The organism is Alcanivorax sp., from assembly GCF_014762765.1.
Classification (GTDB): Bacteria; Pseudomonadota; Gammaproteobacteria; order Pseudomonadales; family Alcanivoracaceae; genus Alcanivorax.
In genome coordinates this window covers 1-19,279 of the sequence record NZ_JABURH010000099.1, presented here as the reverse complement: position 1 = coordinate 19,279, position 19,279 = coordinate 1, and the positions used below count along the sequence as shown (strand labels likewise).

The 19,279-nt window shown below is 57.5% G+C and carries 21 protein-coding genes; 9 read left to right on the top strand and 12 right to left on the bottom strand.

The window, feature by feature from the left end:
- Positions 1-18: 18 nt before the first annotated feature.
- The gene (locus tag HUJ17_RS05410; RefSeq protein WP_290509716.1) at positions 19-1,272 is read right to left on the bottom strand and encodes an NADH:flavin oxidoreductase/NADH oxidase family protein; all 1,254 of its coding nucleotides are present in this window, start codon (positions 1,270-1,272) and stop codon (positions 19-21) included.
- A 99-nt stretch (positions 1,273-1,371) separates the two neighbouring features.
- On the opposite strand from HUJ17_RS05410, the gene HUJ17_RS05405 reads away from it, so the two are divergent.
- Positions 1,372-1,707 carry a metalloregulator ArsR/SmtB family transcription factor gene (locus HUJ17_RS05405; RefSeq protein WP_290509715.1) on the top strand — a complete coding sequence of 112 codons (336 nt, stop codon included), beginning with the start codon at positions 1,372-1,374 and terminating at the stop codon, positions 1,705-1,707.
- A gap of 12 nt (positions 1,708-1,719) precedes the next feature.
- The gene (locus HUJ17_RS05400; RefSeq protein WP_290509714.1) at positions 1,720-2,154 is read left to right on the top strand and encodes a hypothetical protein; all 435 of its coding nucleotides are present in this window, start codon (positions 1,720-1,722) and stop codon (positions 2,152-2,154) included.
- Between the two features lie 35 nt (positions 2,155-2,189).
- On the opposite strand, the gene HUJ17_RS05395 is transcribed toward HUJ17_RS05400, so the two are convergent.
- Positions 2,190-2,585, bottom strand: a complete 396-nt coding sequence (locus tag HUJ17_RS05395; protein ID WP_290509713.1) for a TM2 domain-containing protein — start codon at positions 2,583-2,585, stop codon at positions 2,190-2,192.
- A 15-nt stretch (positions 2,586-2,600) separates the two neighbouring features.
- Positions 2,601-3,782 carry a formate-dependent phosphoribosylglycinamide formyltransferase gene (gene purT, locus HUJ17_RS05390; protein ID WP_290509712.1) on the bottom strand — a complete coding sequence of 394 codons (1,182 nt, stop codon included), beginning with the start codon at positions 3,780-3,782 and terminating at the stop codon, positions 2,601-2,603.
- A 103-nt stretch (positions 3,783-3,885) separates the two neighbouring features.
- Here purT and tadA point away from each other — a divergent pair, with 103 nt between their 5' ends.
- A complete protein-coding gene (gene tadA, locus HUJ17_RS05385) occupies positions 3,886-4,338 on the top strand; it encodes a tRNA adenosine(34) deaminase TadA (protein ID WP_290509711.1) in 453 nt (150 codons plus the stop codon).
- 105 nt (positions 4,339-4,443) lie between these two features.
- Here tadA and HUJ17_RS05380 read toward each other — a convergent pair whose 3' ends face one another.
- From HUJ17_RS05380 to HUJ17_RS05365, 4 genes are all read right to left on the bottom strand, one after another.
- Positions 4,444-5,601 (bottom strand): OmpA family protein, encoded by a 1,158-nt coding sequence (locus tag HUJ17_RS05380; protein ID WP_290509710.1) that lies wholly within the window; start codon positions 5,599-5,601, stop codon positions 4,444-4,446.
- 194 nt (positions 5,602-5,795) lie between these two features.
- On the bottom strand, positions 5,796-6,593 hold the full coding sequence (locus HUJ17_RS05375; RefSeq protein WP_290509709.1) for a GGDEF domain-containing protein: 798 nt from the start codon (positions 6,591-6,593) through the stop codon (positions 5,796-5,798).
- A gap of 84 nt (positions 6,594-6,677) precedes the next feature.
- Positions 6,678-7,190 (bottom strand): chalcone isomerase family protein, encoded by a 513-nt coding sequence (locus tag HUJ17_RS05370; RefSeq protein ID WP_290509708.1) that lies wholly within the window; start codon positions 7,188-7,190, stop codon positions 6,678-6,680.
- Positions 7,172-7,735, bottom strand: a complete 564-nt coding sequence (locus HUJ17_RS05365) for a nuclear transport factor 2 family protein (RefSeq protein WP_290509707.1) — start codon at positions 7,733-7,735, stop codon at positions 7,172-7,174. Before HUJ17_RS05365 ends, HUJ17_RS05370 begins: the two co-directional genes overlap by 19 nt.
- Before the next feature lie 83 nt (positions 7,736-7,818).
- On the opposite strand from HUJ17_RS05365, the gene HUJ17_RS05360 reads away from it, so the two are divergent.
- From HUJ17_RS05360 to HUJ17_RS05345, 4 genes are read left to right on the top strand one after another with little or no spacing between them, the layout of a single operon-like run.
- Positions 7,819-8,358, top strand: coding sequence for a DUF2878 domain-containing protein (locus HUJ17_RS05360; protein WP_290509706.1), 540 nt, complete (start codon positions 7,819-7,821; stop codon positions 8,356-8,358).
- Positions 8,351-9,124: a DUF1295 domain-containing protein gene (locus HUJ17_RS05355; protein ID WP_290509705.1), complete on the top strand. Its 774-nt coding sequence runs from the start codon at positions 8,351-8,353 to the stop codon at positions 9,122-9,124. The genes HUJ17_RS05360 and HUJ17_RS05355 overlap by 8 nt, the downstream gene beginning before the upstream one ends.
- Positions 9,121-10,143, top strand: a complete 1,023-nt coding sequence (locus HUJ17_RS05350) for a cyclopropane-fatty-acyl-phospholipid synthase family protein (RefSeq protein WP_290509704.1) — start codon at positions 9,121-9,123, stop codon at positions 10,141-10,143. The genes HUJ17_RS05355 and HUJ17_RS05350 overlap by 4 nt, the downstream gene beginning before the upstream one ends.
- An 18-nt stretch (positions 10,144-10,161) precedes the next feature.
- On the top strand, positions 10,162-11,424 hold the full coding sequence (locus HUJ17_RS05345) for a HAMP domain-containing sensor histidine kinase (protein WP_290509703.1): 1,263 nt from the start codon (positions 10,162-10,164) through the stop codon (positions 11,422-11,424).
- 24 nt (positions 11,425-11,448) lie between these two features.
- Here the strand turns inward: HUJ17_RS05345 and HUJ17_RS05340 are convergent, their stop codons facing one another.
- From HUJ17_RS05340 to HUJ17_RS05330, 3 genes are all read right to left on the bottom strand, one after another.
- Positions 11,449-12,186, bottom strand: a complete 738-nt coding sequence (locus tag HUJ17_RS05340) for a diguanylate cyclase (RefSeq protein ID WP_290509721.1) — start codon at positions 12,184-12,186, stop codon at positions 11,449-11,451.
- A 196-nt stretch (positions 12,187-12,382) separates the two neighbouring features.
- Positions 12,383-13,072 (bottom strand): response regulator transcription factor, encoded by a 690-nt coding sequence (locus HUJ17_RS05335; RefSeq protein ID WP_290509720.1) that lies wholly within the window; start codon positions 13,070-13,072, stop codon positions 12,383-12,385.
- 101 nt (positions 13,073-13,173) lie between these two features.
- Positions 13,174-14,166 carry a helix-turn-helix domain-containing protein gene (locus HUJ17_RS05330; RefSeq protein WP_290509702.1) on the bottom strand — a complete coding sequence of 331 codons (993 nt, stop codon included), beginning with the start codon at positions 14,164-14,166 and terminating at the stop codon, positions 13,174-13,176.
- Positions 14,167-14,262: 96 nt separating this feature from the next.
- Between HUJ17_RS05330 and HUJ17_RS05325 the strand changes: the two genes are divergently transcribed.
- The gene (locus HUJ17_RS05325) at positions 14,263-16,050 is read left to right on the top strand and encodes an acyl-CoA dehydrogenase (RefSeq protein WP_290509701.1); all 1,788 of its coding nucleotides are present in this window, start codon (positions 14,263-14,265) and stop codon (positions 16,048-16,050) included.
- 347 nt (positions 16,051-16,397) lie between these two features.
- On the opposite strand, the gene fabB is transcribed toward HUJ17_RS05325, so the two are convergent.
- Together fabB and fabA are read right to left on the bottom strand one after the other, a co-directional pair.
- Entirely contained in the window at positions 16,398-17,612 is a 1,215-nt protein-coding gene (gene fabB, locus HUJ17_RS05320; RefSeq protein ID WP_290509700.1) for a beta-ketoacyl-ACP synthase I, read from the bottom strand.
- A 9-nt stretch (positions 17,613-17,621) separates the two neighbouring features.
- On the bottom strand, positions 17,622-18,149 hold the full coding sequence (gene fabA / locus HUJ17_RS05315; RefSeq protein WP_290509699.1) for a 3-hydroxyacyl-[acyl-carrier-protein] dehydratase FabA: 528 nt from the start codon (positions 18,147-18,149) through the stop codon (positions 17,622-17,624).
- A 396-nt stretch (positions 18,150-18,545) separates the two neighbouring features.
- Between fabA and ccsA the strand changes: the two genes are divergently transcribed.
- Positions 18,546-19,279: cytochrome c biogenesis protein CcsA (ccsA, locus tag HUJ17_RS05310; RefSeq protein WP_290509698.1), on the top strand; the 734-nt coding region annotated here is incomplete at its 3' end.

Here is a 19,279-nt window from a genome sequence, read left to right as displayed (position 1 = left end):
TTAATTATTAACTGCTTTTCAGCTATTTGCCCGCAGCCGCCGGGTCTTGAAACTGCCGATACCCATCTCCGTGACCACCTTGAACAACGACAGCAACACGCTCTCATCCGGTTTCGGATCCTGCCCTTTACCCATTCGGTGCAGCTGACGGGAAAACCAGGAGACTTCCATCATGGCCATTTCGTCGATCATCTTGATGCCTGTCTTGCGCGGTGTAACCCGGCTGATGACGCCTTCCTGCCCGGCGAGTATGCGATTGGCCAGGTCCGGTTCCACCGCCAGGGGGCGAGCAATACCGACCAGGTCGGTGGCGCCGCTTTCCACGGCGTGCGCCATGGCCTGGGCCGAGCGGAAGCCGCCAGTCACCATCAGCGGTGTGGAGACCCGCTGGCGAATGGCCTGGGCGTAATCGAGGAAATAAGCTTCTCGTTTAACCGTGCTTTCGCGAACGCCCCTGGCGCCGGCCATGGCCGGGTTTTCGTAGTTGCCGCCGGAAATCTCCAGCAGATCCAGACCTTCATTGGCCAGGGTTTCCGCTACGGTCATGGATTCTTCTTCGGTGAAACCGCCACGCTGGAAATCCGCGGAGTTGAGTTTGATGCTGACCGGGTAATCCGGGCCAACGGCAGCACGGATGGCACGGTAAATCTCCAGCGGGAAACGCATGCGGTTTTCCAGGGATCCGCCCCATTTGTCAGTGCGGCGGTTGTGGTGGCCGGACAGGAACTGGCTGACCAGATAGCCGTGGGCGCCATGGATCTGTACGCCGGTAAAGCCGGCTTTCTTCGCCAATGCCGAGCTGGTAGCGAAACGACGGATGATGTCGAAGATTTCGTCTTCGGTGAGCGCCCGCGGTGTCTTGAAGGCGCTTTTGAGTTCCTTACCGAAAGGAACAGCAGAGGGAGCCAGGGTGTCACCGCTGGCGAGCATGCGCGGGATTTGTTTGCCCGGATGATTGAGCTGTACCCAGATATCATTGCCCTGGCTCTTGCCGGCATCGGCCCAGCGTTTCAGCAGGGCCATGTCTCGTTCGTCTTCCAGAACCACGTTACGGGGTTCACCGGTGTGGTTGCGGTCAATCATGATGTTGCCGGTAATCAGCAGCCCGGTGCCGCCCTGGGCCCAGCGGCCATAGAGTCGCTCCAGGGCCGGGGTGACATGATTATCGATGGTGCCCAGCGCTTCGCTCATGGCAGATTTGGCGAAGCGATTCTTCAGCGTTGTTCCGCAGGGCAGGGCCAGTGTTTGCCCGAGAGTGTCCGCGTGGCTCACGATTGTCCTCCAGCGACCTGTGCAGGTCAGCAGCTATATAGTTTGATGATGGTCAAACTATAAGTTAGTTTTATACCCGTCAAACTATTTTGTGGGGAGGTGCCGGTTTTGGCACGGAAAGACATATCGGAGAGTTCAGCGGATCAGTTGGCAGCGGCCTTTCGTGCCCTGTCCAACCCTAACCGCTTGCGTATCTATCAAGCGATTCTGGAGCACTGTCGCGCCCATGGTCATGCGGATCTGGCGAAAGTGCCGGCGGGTTGTGCCTTTGGGGATTTCATGCAGCGCCTCAATATCGGTGCACCCACGGTATCCCACCATGTACGTGAGCTGGCCGAAGCAGGACTTATCCGGGTGGAAAGGGAAGGGCGGCGACGTTATTGCCATGCCCAGCCGCAAATGCAGGCAACCCTGGCGCAGTTTTTTGAAATCTGAAGGGAGCGTGAAATGACAGCGGACCAGTGGGCCCTGTGGGGCTGCGGTATTTTCTTTCTGACCGGTCTGCTGACCGGGGTGTGGAAGTATTGGCAGGTAGCCAACAGTGAAAAGGGCAGGGCGCATTACTACGTGGATGTGGCGCACCGGGCCAGCCTGATGTATGCGTTTGCCTGTCTGGTGCTGGAGCGCTTTGCGCTGCTCAGTGTCTGGGACGACTGGATCAATACGCTGGCGGTGCTGGCGAGCCTGCTGTTTTTTGGCCTGGCCATTGGCAGTTATATTCTCCACGGTTTTCTGCAGGACACCCGTAACCAGTTGCAACGGCCCCACCGGCTGGGCGGCGGTAGTGTGCCGGAGTTGGCCATGTCCGTGTTCATGGTGTCGCTGATCGTGGCCGAGGTGGGTGGTTTCGCGGTGCTGTTTGCCGGGTTTGTGATGCGTTGAGGCCACGCCCGTGATGGGCGTGGCGTCTGCCGGGGTCAGGCCAGGCGGTTTTTCTCGGCGATCTGGCCGTTGAGAGTCCAGAAGTCGTAGAGGATACCGAGCCCGAACAGGCCTGCGGTGAGCAGGTAGATAATGCCGGTGATCACCTTGCCCATGTAAAAGCGGTGAATACCGAAAATCCCCAGGAAGGTAAGCAGAATCCAGCCGATGTTGTAATCGATACTGCCGGGTTCGTAGCGTTCGTCCGCCGCATCGTCCATGCCTGGAATCAGGAACAGATCAATGATCCAGCCGATGAAAAACAGCCCCAGCGTGAAAAACCAGATGGTGCCGGTGATCTGGCGGCCATAGTAAAAGCGGTGGGCGCCCATGAAACCGAAAATCCACAGCAGATAGCCAATTACCTTACTGTGCGTGTCTGGGTTTTGCATTTTTATTATCCTCGTTTAAAGATCGACTTTCAGCGCTGCGCTGGCGGCATTGGCCTTGTCGCGAGCTTGCTGGATGGATTCGCCTCGCGCCAGAGCGACCCCCAGGCGGCGGCTGCCTTTCACTTCCGGCTTGCCGAACAGGCGCACTTCCGTTTCCGGTTGGGCCAGGGCCTTGTCAAGCCCACTGTAACGCATCTCAGTGGATTCGCCTTGCACCAGCAGTACCGATGAGGCGCTGGGGCCGAGCTGTTCAATGCCAGGAATCGGCAGGCCGAGGATGGCACGGGCATGCAGGGCGAATTCGGACAGGTTCTGGGAAAGCAGGGTGACCAGTCCGGTGTCATGGGGCCGCGGTGACACTTCGCTGAAGTAGACCTGATCCCCCTTGATGAACAGTTCCACACCGAAAATCCCCATGCCGCCCAGTGCTTCAGTGATGGCGCCGGCTACCTCCTGTGAGGCGTCCAGTGCCTTGTCGCTCATGGGTTGCGGTTGCCAGGATTCCTGGTAATCGCCATTTTCCTGACGGTGACCAATGGGCGAGCAGTAGGTGGTGCCATCCTGATGACGCACGGTGAGCAGGGTAATTTCGTAATCGAAATCCACGAAGCCTTCCACAATCACCCGGCCCTGGCCGGCACGGCCACCGGATTGGGCGTAGTCCCAGGCGGTCTGGATATCTGTTTCTGTTTTGACCGTGCTCTGGCCCTTGCCGGAGGAGCTCATTACCGGTTTGACCACACAGGGCAGGCCGATCTCGGCGACGGCCTGTTGATACTGCTCCAGGGTTTCCGCAAAACGGTATGGGGAGGTGGGCAGGGATAATTCCTCTGCCGCCAGCCGGCGAATACCTTCGCGATTCATTGTCAGCTTTGCTGCCCGGGCAGTGGGCACGACGGTAAAGCCTTCGCTTTCCAGCTGGACCAGTTCGTCGGTGGCGATGGCTTCGATCTCCGGCACGATCAGCGCCGGTTTCTCCCGTTCTACCAACTCGCGCAGGGCGACTCCGTCGAGCATGTTGATGACATGGCTGCGCTGGGCCACCTGCATCGCAGGGGCGTGGTCGTAGCGGTCCACGGCAATTACTTCGCAGCCATAACGGATCAGTTCGATGGCGACTTCCCGGCCCAGTTCGCCGCTGCCCAGCAGCATGACGCGGGTGGCGGTGTCGGTAAAAGGCGTTCCGATGGATGTCATAACAGCTCTCAGTGCGATTGATGGCATGATTGTAACGAAATGGGGTGCTGGTGCTAGGGCCGACTGCGACATACCATGGCCCCGCATTGATCAGGAAAGAGCCATGAACGACGAAATCTGGATGCAGCGGGCGCTGGAACTGGCCCGGCAGGGGGCCGAGGCGGGTGAAGTGCCAGTGGGGGCGGTGCTGGTTCGTGATGATCAGGTGCTGGGTGAGGGCTTCAATCAACCCATTACCAGCCATGACCCCACCGCCCATGCCGAGGTGGTGGCGCTACGGAACGCTGCAGATGCCGAACAGAATTACCGCTTACCGGGAAGCACGCTGTACGTGACCCTGGAGCCCTGCACCATGTGTTTTGGTGCCTTGGTGCATGCCCGTGTGGCGCGGTTGGTGTACGCGGCCAAAGAGCCCCGTGCCGGTGTCTGTGAGAGCCAGTTGCAGTTACCGCAGGTGGATTTTTATAACCACAAGCTGCTGGTGGAAGGCGGGCTGATGGAGGCGGAGAGTGCGGCCATGCTGAAGGCGTTTTTCGCGGCTCGCCGCAAGGGTTGAGATGGTGGGTAGGGTGCACTTCGCCTTAGGCTCAGTGCACCCTACGACGAAGAGCATAAAAAAAGGGCCGGCAAATGCCGGCCCTTTTTTGTTCAGGAAAGGCTCTTATTGGTACTGAGCTTCCTGGGTAGTGGCCTTCATGATGGCTTCTACGCGACGGTTCTCCGCGCGGCCTTCACTGGTGCCATTGTCGGCGATCGGCTTCTCTTCGCCGTAGCCTTCAGTGGTGATGCGGTCAGTGCTGATGTTGAACTCTTCCACCAGTACTTTCTTCACTGCATCAGCACGCTTCTTGGAGAGCGACTTGTTGTAGCTCGCTGCACCAGTGCTGTCGGTGTGACCTTCCAGTACCAGGTTGGCAGAGGGATACTTGCGCATCTCTTCAGCCAGACGCTCCAGCTCGGGGTAGGAAGTCTGACGCACTTCAGCCTTGTCCAGACCGAACTCAACGTACAGAGTTTCCTTAACGTCTTTTTCCAGGTACTTCTGACAGCCCTTATCGTCTACCAGGGCGCCTGCCGGGGTATCCGGGCATTCGTCGGCACTGTTGACTACGCCGTCACCGTCGTCGTCCAGTTCGCAGCCAGTTGCATCAACCTGGGCGCCTGCAGGAGTGTTGGCACACTGATCACGATCATCAGGCACGCCATCACCGTCGCTGTCGGTTACCACGTTTTCAACCACCGGCGCCGGCTCTTCTTCCTTCTCGGATGCACCGATCAGGAAGTTCAGGCCAGCATAGACTTCTGCGTCCCAGCGCTCGGTACGGAAGCTGTAGTAGGGACGAGCGCCCACGTCCAGCAGGAAGTGCGGGTGCAGCATGGTCTGGAAACCGGTTTCCAGGGTACCGATGGTTTCCTTGAAGTCGTTGGAGCTGTCGCTGTTCGGCTCGGTGCGGAACTCACCGGCACCAATACCCACATAGGGTTCGAACGCGGAGTTGCCGGCAAAGTGTTTACGCAGGCTACCGTGGGCAATGTTGATGTCAGCATCGCCGAGCAGGTCGGTGTTGGAGTTGTTGCGCTCCCACCAGCCTTGTACGGACCAGTCGCGGTTGAAGCGGTAACCCAGCTGGGCACCGGGAAGGGTGACTTCATTCTCAGAAGTGTTCTGGTCGTAGTGATCACCGATGTCGATCCAGTTTTCACTGATGTGGCCACCGAAGTAAAAATAACGTTCGGGGATTTCGTCAGCAGTGACCGTAGTGGCCGCAGTGACGGATGCGCAAGCAATACTAGCCGCCAAAAAATGTTTAGCGTTCATAAGCTCCTTCCTTGTTTTGTCCAAATAGGCAGTACAAACACGAGGTCAGTGTTGGGCAGCCTGTCTCCCATGTAAATCCTCACATGACAGATTAATAAAAAAATTTACAAATATGGAAATTGTTTGGTAGCGGGAGGTCTTTTTTTTGTAATCATCTAGTGTAAAAGCATTACTTTTTATTTTTTCAGTACGATTTAAATATTGTTTCTCGGTAAGTCCGTACGGTCACGTCCTTCATTACGATTCTGGTAAAGCGCATAGTCCGCTTCATTAAGGAGGGGGTTGATACTGCGGCCACTGTTTTCAGTGCTGGCAACTCCGATTTTTGCGCTGATTCTGACGTTCTCCGGTTGCGTTTCTCCGGGTTGCTGGCTTGTCAGCCTGATTCCGGCGGTGAGAGCACGCAAACCTTCGCCCATTCGGGCGGCATCATCGTAGTTGGTGTGCGGAAGTACCAGCAGAAACTGGGCACCATCGAAACGTCCGAACAGGTCGCTTTCGCGAATTTTTTCACGAATGCAGTCGGCAAAAAGACGTAGCGCTTTTTCACCGGTATGGCGTCCATACTCATCCAGCAACTGGGTGAAGTCGTTAATCTCCAACAGCAGAATGGAAACGGTGTAGTTGTGGCGTTGGCTCAGCGCCAACTCTCTTTCCAGCATGCTGAGAAGATGAGGGCGGTTGAACAGGCCGGTGAGGTGATCTTCCCGGGCGAGCTGCTGCAGCTGATGGTTCAACCGGTCCATTGACATCAGCCGGCTGCTAACCAGATAGAGAGGAGGAGGCAACAAAAGTAGCGGTAGTAACGCGGCCAATACCAGGGCGGAAAGCCAGTCCCTTTCTCCAGCCACGAGGATGGCGATGCTGGTGAGTACCAGGGAAAGAAGCACGGCACTGAATGTAATCAGTAAGGTACCTTTCAAGGCGATGGCACGATCGTGCCGGCTGGTCTGTCGTGCAGCAGAGGCCACCACATGGAACAGCTTGGACATGCTGTGAGATCCCCAAACAAGATATTGATTTTTATGTAATCAGTATCCCGATTGCCTGGCCCAGGCGCAATAGCGGCGGCGTAGTCAGGGGTTGCCCAGCAGGGCCTGCTTGAGGTTGTTGGAGTAGGGCTTTTCTCCGAACCAGATTCGCAGGTAGGCCTTGGCGAACCGGTCCCCCTTTTCTTCGGTGAGCGGCTTGTCATTGAGCATCAGCAACAGCTGTTCATCCTGATAGATCATGGCATAGGTATCACCATCGCCGATATCCCGGTAGTGACTGTTGAAACGCTCAAAACGGGGCTTAAGCTGCTCAAAATCACGATCGTTGAGGTTTTTTTCCAGAAAATTCAGGGCTGCCTTGGCGAAGGCGTCGCCGGGGACTTCTCGGTTATAACTGAACTCCAGCCGCATGGGCGCTGCCAACAGATCATCTACATTGCAGTCCCGGCGAAGCAGGCGGGCTTCTCCCACAGTGATAAAGCGCAGCGCCTTTACATCACTGCGGTGACATAGCTGCCAGTCGTTCGCCTGGGCAGAGGTGCCCAGCAGGCAAGCCAGTGCAAGCAGAGCGGGTCGGGTCAATGATCGCGTAGCCATCGTGTCATCGGTCCTAATAGTGGCAAATGCTGGTCCAGGCCCTGACTGCTGTCCCAGAAATCCTGGTGGAAGAAAACCTGGCCGTTGAGGTTGAAACGCAGCTGACTGATGCCGATGGTGCGCGACAGGCGCTCTCTGCCCAGCAATGAGAAACGTGCCTCCATGACCCAGACCAGATAGATCTGGTTGTCGTCGCGGATAACGTTCACCGGTTGCAGCGACATGTGGCTCAACCGCTCGGCAGTGGCCAGCAGATGCTTCTGCAGGGCATTCCTGTCGCGAAGAGTGACCAGGGTGTCGTTGAAGTACAGGTCCTTGGCATAGATCTGATCCATGCTGCTGGCGATGCGTTCCTGATCCAGAGGACTGTAGAAATCGATAAAGCGTGACAGGGTAGCGTCATCGGGCAGCACGGCGCTCCCGGCAGCATTATCGAGGCGCTCGAGATAGTTGTCGGTGTAGCCATAGGGGCCAAGCGGCGTCGAGCTGCAGCCCGCCAGCAACATCGGCACAAACAATACACCTGTCAGTAGTAATGATTTCATGAGGTAACTTTGAGCCCGATCAGGTGATTCGGCTGTGAAGGAATTTCACAGGCCATTGACGACTGGCGGTGCACTGTTGGCTAATGAAACGATTACCCGCCCCTTTGATTATCAATTTTGCCGGCTTCCAGCTGTTGTGGGCTGCGGCAGTGCTTGGCGGTGCCCGTGACTTGTCCTGGCCATCCTGGGCTGTTCTGGGAGTGATGCTGGCCGGGCAGTGGTGGTTTGACCCTCGCTGGATCAAAAACACCACCATGTTGTTGTGGGGCCTGGTGCTCTGCCTGTTGCTCGAACCGATCTGGCTTGGCAGCGGATTGCTGGCTTACACCGGTTGGGACCACCCCTGGTTGGCTCCGGGCTGGATCTGGGCATTGTGGTTGGGGTTTGCCGTGAGCTTTCACTACAGCCTGCGCTGGTTGTGTGGCAGGCCCTGGTTGGGGGCTGCCTTCGGCGCTGTGGGTGGTATCTTTTCGGTAACCATGGGCATCAGACTGGGTGCAGCAAGTGCGCCTCTTGACTGGTTGCCCATCGCGATGACCTACGGTGTGGTCTGGGCGGTGGCAGTGCCGCTACTTGCCTATGGAGCGCAACTTACCGGGGAAAGGGAACATCATCATGCCTGAGATACACTATCTGCTACTTATCGCTCTCTTGATCGTGGCGTCGGTGTTGTGGCTGCAACAGCTGCAGACCCGCAACGCAGGCTGGGTGGATGTATTCTGGTCATGGTCGGTTGGTGTAGTGGGGCTGATTTTCCTGGTGATGGGGGGGGGCGCCGCCCTGCCTCGCTGGGTGGCCGGTGCATTGCTGTTGCTCTGGTCCGTACGTCTGGGTAGCCATATTTTTCGGCGGGTGGCCAATGAGCCCCATGAGGACGGCCGCTACGCGGCCATGCGTGAAGCCCTGCAGGAAAAGACACAACCGGTCTTTCTTGTCTTCTATTGGGGCCAGGCTCTGCTGGCATGGGGCTTTGCACTCACATTCTGGGTGATTGGCAACCAGCAACACAGTTACGGCATTACGGTCGTTGTTGGCGCCTGTCTTGGCGTACTGTCAATTGCCGGAGAGAGCCTGGCCGACAGGCAGCTGTCGCGCTTCAAACAGAAGCCCGACAGCGCCGGTCGCACTTGCCGTGAGGGGTTGTGGCGCTATTCCCGTCATCCCAATTATTTCTTCGAATGGCTGCACTGGTGCAGCTACCCGCTGATTGCCATTGGTGCCAGTCAGGCGGGCTGGCTGTGGTGCCTACCGCTGGCCATGTTTGTGTTCCTCTGGTTCGTCACGGGCATTCCCTATACGGAAAAACAGGCATTGAAATCCCGTGGCGACGATTATCGAGACTATCAACGCACCACCAGTGCGTTCTTTCCCTGGAGACCCAAAGCATGATGATTCAGATGGCGGAGTCCGGCCTGTTGCCGGATGCCCTGGTACGTTTCGGTATCCGGCGTTTGTTGGGAAAACGGCTTGAGCAGGAGCGACAGAAGCAGAGTCGTGATGACCTGGAAAGCACGTTGAAGCAGGGCCCGGTAGCGGTGGGCCAGGATGAAGCCAACGAGCAGCATTACGAGGTGGATTCCCGTTTTTATGAGCAGGTCCTCGGTCCCTATCTGAAATATTCCAGCGCTTACTGGCCAAAGGGTATTAACGACCTGGCAGAGGCCGAGCGCTCCATGCTGGCAATGACCTGTGAGCGGGCGGAGCTGGACAACGGCCAGGAGATCCTGGAAATGGGTTGCGGCTGGGGGTCTCTGACTCTGTGGATGGCAGAGCACTATCCGGGTAGTCGCATTACCGCCATTTCCAACTCGGCATCCCAGAAAGCCTTCATCATGGGGCGGGCCAGGGAAAAAGGACTGACCAATGTACGTGTGATCACTGCCGATGCGTCATTGTTTCACCCCGATCAACCGTTTGATCGGGTAGTGTCAGTGGAAATGTTCGAGCACATGCGTAACCACACTGCCCTGATGGCGCGTATCCACGATTGGCTCAAGCCGGGTGGCAAGCTGTTTATTCATGTGTTTTGCCATCGTAACCTGACCTATCTGTTTGAAGATGAAGGCAGTAGCGACTGGATGGCCCGATATTTCTTCACGGGTGGCATGATGCCCTCCTACGACTGGCTACCTCATTGTGCAGGCAAGCTGGAGGAAGAGCAGCGTTGGGCAGTGAACGGTACCCACTATGCGCGGACTCTGGAAGCATGGCTGGATCTGGCGGACCAGAAGCAGTCCCGTCTGATCCCGTTGCTGGATGAGGTATATGGCAAGGGGCAAGGAAAGGTCTGGTTGCAGCGTTGGCGCATGTTTTTCATGGCCTGTGCGGAGTTGTTTGATTATCGTGGCGGGGAAGAGTGGTTTGTGGCCCATTATCTGTTTTCCCGTCCGGCGAATACCGCCGGCTGACATTGTTGAGCATCCTGCATGAAGAAAACCGGCGTCCAGCATCGTATTACCCGTGTCTATCTGTTGCAGCTGTTGCTGATCAGTCTGGCTACGGTGCTGGGGGTGTGGGCCACAGCCAACATTATCGAGCAGGTACTGGTTAAGCAGGCCTTGATCAAGGAAGCCGAGCACTACTGGAGCCTGCTGGATGAGAATCCAACGCAACCCCGTCCCAATACCCGCCATCTACTGGGGCTGCTGACCAGTGAGGATGTGAAAGATGATATCCCGCAGGTGCTGCAGTCCTTGCCGGATGGTTACCAGCGGGCGGACCTGGCCGGTGAGCGCCCGATTGTTTATATCGAACGGCAAGGGGATGCACGTCTCTATCTGATTTTCGATGAAAAGCGGGTATCCGTGCTGGCATTCCTGTTCGGTATTCTGCCGCTGACGGGTGTGCTGCTGGTGATCTATATCACCTCCTTTCTGGGCTGGAAAAAATCCCGCGACCTGTTGTCGCCACTGGTGCAGCTTGCCGATCGTTTACGGCACACCCCGGTGGAAGATCCCAGCGTTGCGCGGCCGGACCTCAGTGGCATTGATGCGGATACCGACAGCGAAGTGGCGGTGCTGGTGGCCGCCCTGGATGCCTATGCGGACAGGCTGGTGAGCTTTGTAGAGCGCGAGCGACAGTTTACCCGTGATGCCAGTCATGAGCTGCGCACGCCGCTGGCAGTGTTCCGTGCCAACCTGGAATTGTTGGTTAGTCAGATCGGGGATCGCCCGTTGATTCGACGCATGGAAGATACCGTGGAAGACATGGAGGCGACACTGGAAACGTTGCTGATGCTCGCCCGCACGGAACAGCGCCAGCCGGAAAGCGAGGACGTGATCGTCAACGATCTGGCAGTGAATCTGATGGAGCGCCTCAGCCCGCTGGCCGACCGTAAGCAGATTCGCCTGCAGGTGCGCCAGACTGCCTTGTTAACAGTCCATAGCCCGGAAGTGGCGTTGACCATTGTGCTCACCAACCTGGTGCGCAATGCCATCAACTACAGCGGCTCCGGCGACGTCACCATCCTGGTGGCGGAAAAGACCGTGCACGTGGTGGATTATGGAGCAGGGATGGATGCGGATGAGTTGGCGCGGATTCTCAAGCCTTTCGAGCGCGGGCAAAGTCAGGAGGCTGGCCATGGCCTGGGGCTGGCTATTGTGCAACGCCTTTGTGAGCGCTATCACTGGCATCTGATGGTGACCAGCGCACCGGGGCGTGGTACGGAAGTGGCGATCCGGTTTTCCTGACTAAAGGCGTTATTCAGAGGCTCCTTAGCCGCTGATCAGTTTTTCCCGGTCAATACGTACCAGCAGTTGTTTGGCATTCAGCGCGTCACGGATTCGATCCGCCACACGGCTGGATTTTTCCTCGTTGGTGTCGGTAAGCAGAATGCCGAAGCGGTTGTTGCCCAGGTGAGCAATACTGTCCTGTTCCCGTAGTAGCGCGGCCAGGGAGTCGGCAATGGTGAGGCTGTCTCCATCATGCGGTGCCTGTAAAAACAACACCGACGCTTCCAGACCGAAATCCCGACAGTTGCTGGCTTCCTGCCGGCAAATATCTTCCCAGCCTTCCTTGCCCGGCAATCCGGTGTCGTCGCAACGGTCCGGGTGCTCCACAAAGGTGGTCAGCCGTTTTTCCCTGGCTTCCCGCACCGCGTTGTTGAGCAGAAAGCTGATCAGGGCGGCGTCGTGGGTAAGGGCAGGCAGGGCTTCTTTCAGGCTGGCAGGCTGGACCTGAGGATCGAATGCGCAAAGGGTGCCGAACAGGCGATTATCACTGTCCACCAAGGGGAAGCCGATATAGGCAGCAACATCCAGGGAGTCATCGACCGGGCCCAATGGGAAATCCGGATGAGCGTTCACATCGGAGACAATGCATGGATTTTCCAACTCAACCATACGAGCGCAGTAACTGTTTTGATGGCGCAGTCGATCCCCTCGTTGCAAACCATAATGACCATCTCTTACGCGCAACAGCACCAGGTCTTCCCCGCTCAGGCGAGCAATCATCCATGCGGTCATGCCGAACCGTTTTTGCAGTTCGGCCAGATGCGCATCAAGGAGCGATTGGCAGTTGGTATAGGCTGGCAGAGTGATCACGTCGGCGGACATAGGGGCTAGGCATATTGTTATTTTTGCACATTGTCAGGCCCCTGAGGCACAGAGTGCAAGCCCTGTCAGACACAGGGCGTTTTCCAGAGACCAACTATCCTGCTGTGGGGCGATCTTCCTGAATGCTGAAGCCCACACCGGGCAGGGTATTGAGCAGGGCATTATCAAAAGGCTTGTCCACGGCCTTGCGCAGATTATACAGGTGGCTGCGCAGGGCATCGGAATCCGGCACCAGATCACCCCAAAGCTCATGTTCCAGTTGTTCGCGGCTCACTACCCGGGGGGATTCACGCATCAGGATGCGCAGGATCCGGAAGGCGGTGGGAGACAGTTTCAATAACTGACCGTTGCGGCGCACTTCCTGACGTGCCGGGTCCAGTTCCAGATCTGCCACTTGCAAGGTATTGGCGGTGACTTCCTTGCGTTGGCGTCGAATCAGGGCGGAGACCCGGGCCGCCAGTTCCGGCAGGGCAAAGGGCTTGACGATGTAATCGTCGCCACCACGGTCGAAACCTTCCAGCTTGTCTTCCAGCTGATCGCGGGCGGTCATGAAGATCACCGGCAGGTCCAGGGACAGATCCTTACGCAGGTATTGGCAAAAGCTGTAGCCGTCTTCCCCAGGCAGCATCACATCCAGAAGCATCAGGTCGTAGTGATGCTCCTGGACCAGTTCCCGGGCCAGGCTGGTGTTGCCGGCGTAGTCCACCGTGGCGCCTTCCTGTTCCAGAAATTCCACCACAGTCTGGGCCAGTTGGCGATGGTCTTCCACGAGTAAGATGGACAGGTTTTCCACGGGTTCTCTCCTTTTGTAGTTATGGCCATCATCAGGCCCGGGTCGTCAAGAAGTCGTCAAGATTCTTCACGTTTGTCGCCAAGAGCATCCTTTCAGTCCGTAAGGGCTCCAGTACGGGCAAAGCGTTGCCGGTAATGGCTGGGCGACAGGCCGGTATGGCGTTTGAACAGACGGGAGAAACTGCTCACGTCCTGGTAGCCCACCTGCTCGGACAGTTTGGCCAGGTTGCTGGTGCCACGCTCCAGCATCTTGCGGGCGGCTTCGATGCGCACCCGCTGCAGGTATTGCAGCGGTGGTTCGCCCAGGGTGGTGGTAAAGCGTCGCTGCAGCTGGCGTGGGCTCAGATGTACCATTTCCGCCAGCTGGCCCAGGCTGGTGCTTTCCTTGTAGTGCTCATGGATCCAGGCCTGGATGGTCTGTACCTGATCATCCTGGTGATAGCTGTGGGCAGGCAGGCCAGCGTAGATACTTTGCAGGTCATTGCGCACATCAATAACAAAGGCTCGCGCCAACTCCCGGGCAAGGTCGGCGCCACAATAACGTTCCACCAACAGGATGGTCAGGTCCCGCCAGGCAGTACCTCCCCCGGCGCAAAAAATATTGCCATCGCGGGTGATCAGTTCGCGTTCGTTGAGTTTGACCCGGGGATAGTGATGGCGGAACTGCTGGCTGAAACCCCAGTGGGTGGTAGCGGTCTTGCCGTCCAGCAGGCCGGCTTCGGCAAGCAGGAAGGCACCGGTGCAGTTACTGGCCAGGTCCGCACCACCCTGATAAAGAAAACGTAGCCAGGGCAACACCTCCTGCTCCTGGGCCAGTACCGTTTCCAGCTTGCCGCCGATGGTTGGCACGATCACCAGATCCGCCTGATCGATCTGTTCCAGAGAGCAGTCCACCGCCATGCGGATACCGTTGGTGCAGCGCACCGGATTGCCATCCCGGGAGACTACCTTTACCTCGAATTGCCGGTTCAGCGGCTGGTCGTGGATTCGGTTCCAGGTCACTCCGGTCAGGTTGAGCAAATCCACCACCCCGGTGAGGGCAGAAGCAAAAACGCCATCGAAGGCTAATACGGCTACTCGATACATCGTGTCGTATTCCACCATGAATAAGTCATAGGCGACAATGCCAGACCGGAAGGGGGGATGGCAAGCTGTTCCACCTGAATTGACCGGAGCCAAACCGTGAGTGATGTGATTCTCGATCGTCGTGATCTCAGTTTTCAGCTTTTCGAAGTGCTGGACACCGATACCCTGTTTCAGCGTCCCCGTTTCGAAGAACACAGCCGTGAGACGATCGAGGCAGCACTGGATACCGCGGAGAAACTGGCCCGGGAAAAATTCGCCAACCACAACAGCCTGGCCGATAAGGAAGAGCCTGCCTTTGTGGACGGTAAGGTAGTGATGCGCCCGGAAGTGAAAGACGCATTTGATGCTTATATCAATGCGGGTTTCCTGTCTTCGCGGGCCAGCTTTGAAGAAGGCGGCATGCAGTTGCCGGAGATCGCTGCGGCTGCCTGCAAGGGCATGTTCACCTGCGTGAATCCCAGCTCTACCGGCTATGCGTTCCTGACGGCAGCGGCGGCCAATGTGGTCCGCAATTTTGCCAGCGATACCCTGAAATCACAGTTTCTGGAACCGATGATGGCGGGGCGCTTTACCGGCACCATGGCGCTGACCGAACCCCATGCCGGTTCGTCCCTGGCCGATATCCGCACCCGTGCGGTGCCCCAGGAGGACGGCAGCTATCGCCTTAAGGGCAACAAGATCTACATCTCCGGCGGTGATAACGAGTTGGCGGACAATATTGTTCACCTGGTGCTGGCCAAGATTCCCGGTGGTCCGGAAGGGGTGAAGGGCATTTCCCTGTTCGTGGTGCCCAAATATCGTCTCGATGCCGACGGCAATCCCGGCGAGCGCAACGACGTAATTCTAGCCGGCCTGATCCATAAGCTCGGCTACCGTGGCACCACCAGCACCGCACTGACTTTTGGCGACAATGATGATTGCCACGGCTATCTGGTGGGCGAAGCCCACCAGGGCCTGCGTTACATGTTCCAGATGATGAATGAAGCGCGAGTGGGCGTGGGCTTTGGTGCAGCTGTGCTCGGTTACCGGGGTTATCGCTACGCGCTGGATTACGCTCGCGATCGTTTGCAGGGGCGCCATCCGGACGAGGCGGATTTCAGCAAGCCGCAGGTGCCCATCATCGAACACGCGGATGTGAAGCGTCTGCTGTTGACCCAGAAGGCCTACGCGGAAGCGGCCATCGCCATGAGCCTGTATGGCTATCGTCTGGTGGATGACATCGAGACCGGTGATGAGGCGGCGGCGAAGGATGCTCATCTGCTTCTGGACCTGCTCACGCCGGTACTGAAAAGCTGGCCTTCGGAGTTCGGTGTCAAAGCCAACGACATGGCCATTCAGGTTTTTGGCGGCGCTGGTTACACCCGTGAATACCCGGTGGAACAGGTGTGGCGTGACAACAGACTCAATCCCATTCACGAAGGTACCACCGGTGTGCAAGGCATGGACCTGTTGGGCCGCAAGGTGTGGATGGCCAACGGCAAGGGGCTGCAACTGCTGTCTCAGCGCATCCTGGCGGATGTGGAATGCACCACCGATGATCGCTGTCAGCCGTTTGCCCAGGCCCTGAAAGCCATGCTGCCGCGCGTCGAAGCCGCCACAGCAGCCGCAGGCAAGTTGATGGCAGAGCAGGGGCCGCGCATGGCGTTGTCCAACGCCAATGCCTACCTGCAGCTGATGGGGCACACCGTGGCCGCCTGGATGTGGTTGCGCCAGGCCAATGCGGCAGCGGCACTGGACGCTCCTGAAGACGCGGATTTTGCTCAGGGTAAATTGCAGGCAGCGCAGTACTTTTTCCGCTGGGAGTTGCCCCGCGTGGAACTGGACGCGCAACGGTTGATCGATGCTGACAACACTTTTATCAACATGAATAGTCGCTGGTTCTGATTGCGGAACATTGTGTGCCTATCGTCATCAGGCTCGGGACCTGCCTCGGCAGGAATAGCTATGACGGTATTTTCAAGCCTCCTTCGCGGAGGCTTTTTTTTGGGTTGCAAACACCGGCCGATTTCCAAAATGTAGGGTGCACTGAGCCTAGGCGAACTGCACCATCAAACGCCTGATTGGTGCAGTTCGCTTAGGCTCAGTGCACCCTACGAATAAAGGAAGGTTTCGTGGACTCGAAGCGATGCAGGGCGGCCTTGCAAAAACAAATACCCCAAACAAAAAGAGCCCGGCAATGCCGAGCTCTTTTTCGCTGTTAACTATTAATTGTTAACTATTCACTGCCTTTCTCACTCTTCCCACTTGCGCAGTACCAGGCTGGCATTGGTGCCACCAAAACCGAAGCTGTTACTGAGCACGGTGGCCGGGCCGCTATCCTTACCTTGCACCAGAATGGGCAGCCCTTCGGCTTTTTCATCCAGTGTCTCGATATTGGCGCTCAGGGCAGTGAAGTCATGCTGCATCATCAGCAGGCTGTAGATAGCTTCGTGAACCCCGGCCGCGCCAAGGCTGTGGCCGGACAGGCTTTTGGTGGAGCCGATGTCCGGGCACTCGTCGCCAAACACTTCACGAATGGCTTTTAGCTCGGCCACATCCCCCACCGGGGTGCTGGTGCCGTGGGCATTGATGTAATCCACCTTGCCGTCCATGGTGGCCAGTGCCTGGCGCATGCAGCGCGCGGCGCCTTCGCCGTTGGGGGCGACCATGTCATGGCCATCACTGGTGGCACCATAGCCGATCACTTCTGCATAAATTTTAGCGCCACGGGCTTTGGCATGCTCCAGCTCTTCGACGACCACCATGCCGCCACCTCCCGCGATAACAAAGCCGTCACGGCTGGCATCGTAGGCCCGGGAAGCAGTTTCCGGCGTGTCATTGTACTTGCTGGACAGGGCGCCCATGCCGTCGAATAAACAGCTCAGGGTCCAGTGCTCTTCTTCGCCCCCTCCGGCAAACACCACGTCCTGTTTGCCCAGTTGAATCTGTTCCACCGCGTTACCAATACAGTGGGCGCTGGTGGCGCAGGCGGAAGCAATGGAGTAGTTGATGCCCTTGATCTTGAACGGGGTGGCCAGGCAAGCAGAAACGGTAGAGGCCATTACCCGTGGCACCATATAGGGGCCAACCCGTTTTACGCCGCGATTGCGGGCGATGTCAGCGGCTTCCACCTGATTGAAGGAAGAGTGACCACCGGAGCCGGCGATCAGACCGGTACGCTCATGGCTGACCTGGTGCTCTTCCAGGCCGGCATCGCTGATCGCCTGTTGCATGGCGATATAGGCATAGGCAGCAGCATCCCCCATGAAACGGCGGGGTTTGCGGTCAATGAAGTCGTCCAGCGAGATGTCCGGCGTGCCGGCGACATGGCTGCGCATGCCCAACTCTTTATAGTCTTCCTTGAAGCGAATGCCGGAACGGCCTTCGCGCAGGGACCGGGTGACGCTGTCAGCATCGTTGCCCAGGCAGGAGACAATGCCCATTCCTGTGATGACTACGCGGCGCATGGTTGACTCCTAAAATCCGTCGGTGGAAGTGAACAGGCCCACGCGCAGGTCTTCAGCAAGGTAGATTTCCTTGCCGTCCACACTGACGGTGGCATCGGCAATGCCCAGAATCAGCTTGCGGGAAATGACCCGTTTCACATCCAGTCTATAGGTTACCTTCTTGGCGGTGGGCAGAATCTGCCCGGAGAATTTCACACTCCCCACGCCCAGGGCACGGCCGCGGCCCGGGTGGCCCAGCCAACCCAGCAAAAAGCCCAGCAACTGCCAGGTGGCATCCAGGCCCAAGCAGCCGGGCATTACCGGGTCACTCTCAAAGTGGCATTCGAAAAACCACAGGTCCGGGCGAATATCCAGCTCAGCGATAATTTCGCCTTTACCGTACTTGCCCCCCTGATCACTGATATGGGTGATACGATCCATCATCAGCATGTTTGGCAGGGGCAGGCGGGCATTGCCGGGCCCAAAAAGCTCGCCGTGGGCGCAGGCGAGCAGGTCCTCGCGATCGTAGGAGGATTTCTGTTCTGTTGTAGTGCTCAAAGTCTTACTCCGTGAAGGCCTGATGGCACATTCCGAGTATATGGATGATTTATGACGTTTTATCTTCACCGTTATGACGATCCTACGGTGTCATGATCGAACGCATACTAGCAAAGCCAAGTGAAAGCATACGAATAGCAAGCGTCTCAAAATATGTCGAAAGGATGGCTTTACCGAAAATGACCGATGAACGGACAATAAAGACCCTTGTCTATGATCTGTGACAATCAATTGCGGCTCGGGAACGGCTGAAATTCATTATATGTGGTTCAGCCACTCCCCCCCACGCCACGGACTTGCAATTGCCGGACCATGTACCGATGCTATGCGCGCCGGACCGCGCGTAACGGCGGTTTGACAGGCATCGGACAGTAAAAAGCGGATTGAGGAGCTCTCGTGGCGGCAGAAATCGGGCATCTATCCCTGTGGTTGGCACTGGCTGCAGCCCTGTGTTTATCAGTATTCCCGTTAATCGGGGTGCATCGTAACATTCTTGCCCTGCAATGGTATGCCCGCCCGCTGGCCTGGGTGCAGTGGCTGGCACTGACCCTTTCCATGGTCTGTCTGGGCTATAGCTTCTACATTAACGATTTTTCCGTGGCCTATGTGGCCAATCACAGCAACTCCGCATTGCCGCTGGCCTATCGGCTTTCCGCAATCTGGGGCGGCCATGAGGGCTCGCTGTTGTTGTGGGGGTGGATGCTGGGCGGCTGGGCGGCCGTGGTGGGGGTGCTCAGTCGCAGCGTGCCTCTGCACATGGTGGCTCGGGTATTGTCCGTCATGGGCATGATATCGGTGGGCTTCCTGTTGTTCATGCTGCTCACCTCCAATCCCTTTGATCGCGTTCTGCCCTGGTTCCCCCTGGACGGGGCAGACCTTAACCCGTTACTGCAGGACCCGGGGCTGATCATTCACCCTCCCATGCTTTATATGGGCTATGTGGGGTTCTCCGTGGCCTTTGCCTTTGCTGTGGCCGGGCTGCTGGCCGGCAATATGGATCCGGCCTGGGCACGCTGGGCCCGGCCCTGGACCACTGTGGCCTGGAGCTTTCTCACCGTGGGCATCGCCTTGGGCTCCTGGTGGGCCTATTACGAACTGGGCTGGGGCGGCTGGTGGTTCTGGGACCCGGT

Coding starts and splice junctions, on each gene's coding strand:
- HUJ17_RS05360 (WP_290509706.1), top strand. CDS start 7,819: ATGAAACGATTACCCGCCCCTTTGATTATCAATTTTGCCGGCTTCCAG.
- HUJ17_RS05395 (WP_290509713.1), bottom strand. CDS start 2,585: ATGCAAAACCCAGACACGCACAGTAAGGTAATTGGCTATCTGCTGTGG.
- HUJ17_RS05380 (WP_290509710.1), bottom strand. CDS start 5,601: ATGAACGCTAAACATTTTTTGGCGGCTAGTATTGCTTGCGCATCCGTC.
- HUJ17_RS05345 (WP_290509703.1), top strand. CDS start 10,162: ATGAAGAAAACCGGCGTCCAGCATCGTATTACCCGTGTCTATCTGTTG.
- HUJ17_RS05355 (WP_290509705.1), top strand. CDS start 8,351: ATGCCTGAGATACACTATCTGCTACTTATCGCTCTCTTGATCGTGGCG.
- HUJ17_RS05370 (WP_290509708.1), bottom strand. CDS start 7,190: ATGGCTACGCGATCATTGACCCGACCCGCTCTGCTTGCACTGGCTTGC.
- HUJ17_RS05375 (WP_290509709.1), bottom strand. CDS start 6,593: ATGTCCAAGCTGTTCCATGTGGTGGCCTCTGCTGCACGACAGACCAGC.
- fabB (WP_290509700.1), bottom strand. CDS start 17,612: ATGCGCCGCGTAGTCATCACAGGAATGGGCATTGTCTCCTGCCTGGGC.
- purT (WP_290509712.1), bottom strand. CDS start 3,782: ATGACATCCATCGGAACGCCTTTTACCGACACCGCCACCCGCGTCATG.
- HUJ17_RS05330 (WP_290509702.1), bottom strand. CDS start 14,166: ATGTATCGAGTAGCCGTATTAGCCTTCGATGGCGTTTTTGCTTCTGCC.
- HUJ17_RS05400 (WP_290509714.1), top strand. CDS start 1,720: ATGACAGCGGACCAGTGGGCCCTGTGGGGCTGCGGTATTTTCTTTCTG.
- HUJ17_RS05365 (WP_290509707.1), bottom strand. CDS start 7,735: ATGAAATCATTACTACTGACAGGTGTATTGTTTGTGCCGATGTTGCTG.
- HUJ17_RS05340 (WP_290509721.1), bottom strand. CDS start 12,186: ATGATTGCTCGCCTGAGCGGGGAAGACCTGGTGCTGTTGCGCGTAAGA.
- tadA (WP_290509711.1), top strand. CDS start 3,886: ATGAACGACGAAATCTGGATGCAGCGGGCGCTGGAACTGGCCCGGCAG.
- HUJ17_RS05350 (WP_290509704.1), top strand. CDS start 9,121: ATGATGATTCAGATGGCGGAGTCCGGCCTGTTGCCGGATGCCCTGGTA.